The organism is Desulfosporosinus sp. BICA1-9 (genome assembly GCF_000802135.1).
The window spans coordinates 1-5,782 of the sequence record NZ_JUEE01000097.1; the positions used below are offsets into that span (position 1 = coordinate 1).

General features: G+C 41.4%; 6 protein-coding genes and 1 rRNA gene. 2 read left to right on the top strand and 5 right to left on the bottom strand.

From position 1 onward, the window contains the following. The 4 genes from JL57_RS12910 to JL57_RS34330 form a co-directional block, all read right to left on the bottom strand. Positions 1–293, bottom strand: a 16S ribosomal RNA gene (locus JL57_RS12910); the annotation flags it as partial. 481 nt (positions 294–774) lie between these two features. Further along, a complete protein-coding gene (locus JL57_RS12915) occupies positions 775–2,364 on the bottom strand; it encodes an NAD(P)/FAD-dependent oxidoreductase (protein WP_034142464.1) in 1,590 nt (529 codons plus the stop codon). A gap of 30 nt (positions 2,365–2,394) precedes the next feature. Further along, positions 2,395–2,757, bottom strand: a complete 363-nt coding sequence (locus tag JL57_RS12920) for a GNAT family N-acetyltransferase (RefSeq protein ID WP_291300038.1) — start codon at positions 2,755–2,757, stop codon at positions 2,395–2,397. A 645-nt stretch (positions 2,758–3,402) separates the two neighbouring features. Continuing rightward, positions 3,403–3,918, bottom strand: coding sequence for a LysM domain-containing protein (locus JL57_RS34330; RefSeq protein WP_291300039.1), 516 nt, complete (start codon positions 3,916–3,918; stop codon positions 3,403–3,405). A gap of 268 nt (positions 3,919–4,186) precedes the next feature. On the opposite strand from JL57_RS34330, the gene JL57_RS12930 reads away from it, so the two are divergent. After that, positions 4,187–4,441, top strand: coding sequence for a hypothetical protein (locus JL57_RS12930; RefSeq protein WP_034142465.1), 255 nt, complete (start codon positions 4,187–4,189; stop codon positions 4,439–4,441). A 216-nt stretch (positions 4,442–4,657) separates the two neighbouring features. Here the strand turns inward: JL57_RS12930 and JL57_RS12935 are convergent, their stop codons facing one another. Then, positions 4,658–5,269 (bottom strand): TetR/AcrR family transcriptional regulator, encoded by a 612-nt coding sequence (locus tag JL57_RS12935; RefSeq protein ID WP_034142466.1) that lies wholly within the window; start codon positions 5,267–5,269, stop codon positions 4,658–4,660. A 130-nt stretch (positions 5,270–5,399) separates the two neighbouring features. Between JL57_RS12935 and JL57_RS12940 the strand changes: the two genes are divergently transcribed. Continuing rightward, positions 5,400–5,782 (top strand): flavodoxin family protein (locus JL57_RS12940; RefSeq protein ID WP_034142467.1); only part of this gene is annotated, 383 nt, incomplete at its 3' end.

Genomic DNA, 5,782 nt, shown 5'->3' on the forward strand with positions numbered 1-5,782 from the left:
TGTCCCGGCTTTATGGGTAGGTTACCCACGCGTTACTCACCCGTCCGCCACTATCTAATACTTAACACTCAACATTCAGCTTCCACAGATAGGATTTGAGTATTTCTCACAGAACAGGTAATACACCCTATCTGTGTGTTGGCACTTATTTAATGCGTGGAGCGCTCATTCTTCGCGCTCTCGCTGTCCCAACTTTTACTGAACACTCAGTGTTAAGCATTAGACCGTTCGACTTGCATGTGTTAGGCACGCCGCCAGCGTTCGTCCTGAGCCAGGATCAAACTCTCCAAAAAAAGTTATTCAAACTTCTTACTTGAAGAAGATGATTCGCTCATTGTTTTCTTGAAACTCTTTCGAGTTTCTCTCATTGGCTGTCCTTGTTGTTTAGTTTTCAAAGACCATGTTCCTTAGCCGTTTTGCGGCCAGATTTACATCCTAGCATTTTCAACTCTCGTTGTCAATAACTAATTTTCTCAGTTCCGATCAAATAGCTGGAAGCATTAACTCCTAGCATTTTTGATCACCGTGATGCTTCGGCTCGTTTTTGGCCGGATGTATATTTAGCATTTTCAACATCAGTTGTCAACACCAATTTGCTTCTTTTCAATTGAAAAGTTTAAAGGTCTAACCTCTATTGCTTTTCAGTCGATGCGCTTTTTTGGCGCTCAATCAGAATACACCTTTTAGCTTATGTTGTCTACTGTTATTATTATCCATAAAACTCAAGAGTGTCAAAATGTTGTGTTATTACGGTAATGCATCTAGGAAGAGCAATTAACTATCCAGTATCTGTTCTGCGCAAAGCACCCCGTCTACCGCAGCAGATATGATACCTCCAGCGTATCCTGCTCCCTCTCCGCAGGGGTAAAGGCCTTTGATGCCAATGGCCTCTAAACTTTCCCCTCTGGTTATGCGCACTGGTGAAGAGCTGCGGGTTTCGGCCCCCGTCAGCAGCGCATCCGGATAGGCAAAGCCAGGCATCCACAAGCCCATCTCTATGATACCTTGCCGTAGTGAATTTGTGATATATTCCGGTAAAAAGGAATCCAGCTCGGCGAACTCAGTTCCAGGCAGATAGGTAGGCAGTATATCCCCAAAAGCTGTCGTTTTGCGCTTTTGGAGAAAATCTTCCAACCTTTGCACCGGCGCTTTATATCCTCCGCCGCCCGCTGCGAATGCTGCTGCCTCTATCCTGCGCTGAAAAGCACAACCGACAAGTGGATCTTCGCTCCCAAAATCCCCCTTCTCAAGGGTCACTAAAAGCGCAGTATTGGCATTTCTACCGTCCCGAGCGAATTCGCTCATTCCATTCGTTGTCAGACCGTTTTCCTCTGACGTCGCCGCAACGACTGTCCCCCCTGGGCACATGCAGAAAGTATATACGCCCCTTCCGTTTTGCAGATGCACTACCATTTTGTAATCAGCCGATCCAAGCTTAGGATGCCCAGCGAAGCCACCGTACTGAATTTTATCGATCATTTCTTGGGAGTGTTCAATACGCACGCCTAGCGCAAAGGGCTTTTGTTCCATATAGACGCCGCTATTCAGCAAACTCTTAAAAGTATCACGTGCGCTATGCCCGATGGCCAGAACAACATTATCTGAAGAAACTTCGCTATAATTCCCCTTCTCTTCAAAACGCACACCAGTTACCTGTCCGTCCTTGAACAGTATTTCTGTTACGGTTACATTAAAGCGCACCTCCCCCCCCAGGCGTATCACTTGCTCCCGAATTCTCTTAACTATTTCTTGCAAACGGTCAGTGCCGATATGCGGCTTACTCAAATACATGATTTCAGGGGGCGCACCGGCCAGCACCAACTCACTGAGCACCTTTATTTTACGAGAATTCTTCTGTCCGATTTTCAACTTGCCATCTGAAAAGGTACCTGCGCCTCCCTCACCGAACTGTACATTAGTTTGGGTATCAAGAATTCCGGTCCGCCAAAACTTTAATATCTTTCTCTTTCGGCTATCTACATCGAGTCCCCGCTCCAGCAGAATGGGTCTTGCTCCTGCTTGCGCCAGAATCAATGCCGCAAACATCCCTGCTGGGCCACACCCTACAATGACAGGACGCTCTTTCAGTTTTATAGCCTTGGGTACAGTATAAATTAGCTCTATTTCTTTGGAGATGCATTTGTCCTTGTTCATTGAAAGGACTTCGTTTTCGTCTCCTGAAACACATACAAGAACGGTCATGTTGAAATGGATGTCCTGCTTGTTGCGAGTATTTACCGTGCGTTTTGCAATACTGATGCGCTCTATACGACGATGCTCTATATGCAGCCTTTTTGCCACGATGTCCTCTAACGTTTTTTGATCATACGTTAGCGCTACTATTAAGTCAGCAATTTTAATCATTGTATTCTCCTAACAGATAAAGTTGATGAACTATAAGCAAACAACTGATGTTTCCACCTGACGATCCGGTATAGTCCAATACTTTCTTAACAAGCTATTTTTTTCTTCCCTTGAAACAACCCTAAATCCATGTTTCTGATAAAATTTAATAGCCCAATCGGCTGCAGCCCATGTACCGATTAGGATTGGCTTACTCGTTAATGTTTTGAGATGTGATAATAGTTTACCACCTATTCCTGAATTTCTTTTAACAGTTTGGACATAAGCATGTCGGATTAAGGTAACGTCATTAACCGGTTGAATACCCATGACCCCAAGCAATTGGCCGTCCTCTTCGTAACCCCAAAACTCAACACCTTCCTCTATTTGTTGTTGAAGCTCTTCTTTAGTCATATACGGTTCTTTCCATCAGTCAACCGGAATGATGCCTCGGTAAGCTTGGGCAGCGTCATTAATTATAACAAAAATCTTGTCCTTCTCACTCAATTCACAGGGTCGAATCATTTCTAACTTTCCTTTCAAATAAGCAACATGTTACCGTCACCCTAGACCCACCGTTACAAGACTTGATCCTAAATAGTAATATGAATTTCCAACGCTGAGAGAGACCAGATTTTTTGGTCTCTCTTTGTAAATTATACTATTTAGTATTATGCTTTTTATTCCACTCCCCTATTTCCGAACAATTTAAACGAATTGTTTCATAACGTACATTCCCTCGATATTGATTATATACTTGCAAACTAAAGATCCATTATAGTAAACCATACAAAGTGTTCAGATATGGATAATTATACACTAATCATTTAGAGAAGGAGTGAGAAATATGTCTAGAAAATCAAAGCAGCAAGCAATAATTTGCATAACGTCAGAAAAACCTTCATAACGTCTGCAGGCTCTTTCAATGCCCAACGCAAGGAACGCGCAATGGGTCAGTTAAAGCAGGTTGGGATATGCAATGCTCTTTCCTATGAGTAATTCCGCTTCCACTCCATCCCGAAATTTATCTATGGCAATGACTTAAACTTCCCTGCATTCTTACGGTCCTTGATTGCCCGTAGTACTATTGGCAGGAAAAACTCTAATTATCGTATCCGGTGTCAAAGATGCCGCCGTTGGGAAAGAGAGAGTTCCTGAAAAAGTAGGCGGAGTTTGTGGGGATGGATATAGTTGCTGACGTGTAGTTATCTGATTAGGTATGTCAACTTCTGCAACCAAGCTATCAAATCCAGCAGGCAGGGCACCGATCACTGCCATAACACTGATTGCTTGTGTTCCTACGAAACTAGTATAAACTAGCGCTACTCCCGCTTCACCTAATTCCGAGGGTTGTACTACATCCAGAGTGACACAGCAAGGAAAGGAAATCTGACCTGGAACACATAAGACATCACCCGGAAAAATAACGTTAGGGTTACTAATATGAGGATTTGCTCTGATCAGTTCAGATAAATTCATTCTAAAGATACTGGAAATTATAAACATTGTATCCCCAGGATTAACAGTATAGTGTCCTGCAAAATTAGCCGGACATGCGGCAGGAATTCGTGGCATAACGATCACTCATCCTCTTCATTAGATTTGGCTATATAATATTAAGGAATTCTTCAACTGCCACTTTTTAATGACTATTTCAAGCTTGCTTTTAACCTCGGGTCTTTCCCGCCCAGGAACCTTAACTTACACGTTTCAACTCTTTAACTAGCAAGTTTTCGAAGAGAAAGGTGTAAACAAAATTACTTCAAGACATACTAACTGCATTCGGGAAAGGACAGTAATTCATAACTTAGTCACAAATTTTATAAGGATTGGAGGTAGCCTAATGAAGATAACGGCCGATAACGAAAGAGCTGTATTTGAATTACTTTATAAGTACTGGGTTGATCAGGAATCGTTCGAAAATCTTAAGCAAGAAATTTCTTTTTTAGATCCTCAGCAATTGGGTATCAATGAAAATAATATCGAGGCAAACGATATCGCAAGGCAAGTAGCCGATACTGACCCAGTACTATTTGAGGATGATCTGGCTGAGGACTGGCAAAAATTTGTTAATGATCGTCTTTCCGGAGTTGAATAATAGAGATGTAATTAACAAAATAGGTTCAGCAGAGTTTATTCTGCTGAACCTATTTTGTATTAATTAAAAGTATTCTCCTTATCTTGGTTCCACAACACTAATCTGTAAAAACTAATCAAGAGCTGCAAGCAAGGGCTACGAGTAATGGCTGCAAGACCTTTAAACTAGCTTATCTTTACCTATCCATTGTTTAAAGATAAGCTAGTTTCCACATTTTTATAAGTTCAGAAATGTTTCACTCCAAAGTATTTTTCGGGTAAGTTCTAGATAATCCCCTTCATAAACAAACTCTTTGTTAGCGATTAAAATTGCCATACCGTGTACCAAACCCCAACAGGCCAATACTAACGCATTTAGGTCAGTGCTACTATCCGCCCCATTGCTTTGATTTTCCGATTGGTAGCGTACAATAGTATTATAGAATGTCCCAAAAGGCTGCACGCTCTCTTTAAGGGTTTCACAATGCTCATGATCCAAATGTTTACTCAGGTCGCTTCGAAATAGTAACTTTAGAAATTCCGGGTTTTCAACAAAAAACTTAACATAAGCATAACCCATTTCTTTAATTTGGCTTCTAATGTCATTCGGATAGTTATTAATGGCTTCCTGAAGGCTCAAGTTAAATTTATGCTCAGCCTTAAGGGTAATCGCAAGAATCAAATCGTCCTTATTTTTGAAATGCCTGTAAGGTGCCGTGTGGCTTACTCCGCAGGCTTTTGCCACTTTGCGCAGTGAGAAGTTCTCATACCCTTCTTCATCCAGTAGCTTTAACCCATTCTTAATCAATTCGGACTTTAAATCTTCATGATGATAACTCTCATTTATCAAGGGGTTATACTTCCTCTCTAAAAACATAATAATAGTATACCATAATAGCACATAATGTTTACAACGTAAACATTATGTGCTATTATGGTGTTGACACTGTAAACATTATTGAACTTGAGGAGTGAGTAAAATGAAAGCCCTATTAATTTCGGATAAAGAGTATCAATGCAAGACCTATCAGAATCTGAAAAGTCTCATTGAAGAAATTCTAAATACCAAGGGATTAGGAATTGAACTAATAGAGGTGGGAACGGATAACCTCACCTTTTGCAGGGGCTGCTTTGGGTGCTGGATCAAAAAACCCGGGGAATGTGTTATTAACGATAAAATGGCCCAAATCAACCGAAGTGTTATGACCAGCGACATAGTCATTTATCTCAACCCTATAGTCTTTGGGCAGTTCAGCGCTAATATCAAAAATGCTATCGATAGATCCTTACCTAATATGTTACCGTTTTTTGAAATAAGGCCAGACGGTTCAACGATGCATCCGCCTAGGTATGACACATACCC

Bases quoted from the DNA above. Each gene is read 5' to 3' on its own strand.
- JL57_RS34330 (WP_291300039.1), bottom strand. From the start codon at position 3,918: ATGCCACGAATTCCTGCCGCATGTCCGGCTAATTTTGCAGGACACTAT.
- JL57_RS12930 (WP_034142465.1), top strand. From the start codon at position 4,187: ATGAAGATAACGGCCGATAACGAAAGAGCTGTATTTGAATTACTTTAT.
- JL57_RS12920 (WP_291300038.1), bottom strand. From the start codon at position 2,757: ATGACTAAAGAAGAGCTTCAACAACAAATAGAGGAAGGTGTTGAGTTT.
- JL57_RS12915 (WP_034142464.1), bottom strand. From the start codon at position 2,364: ATGATTAAAATTGCTGACTTAATAGTAGCGCTAACGTATGATCAAAAA.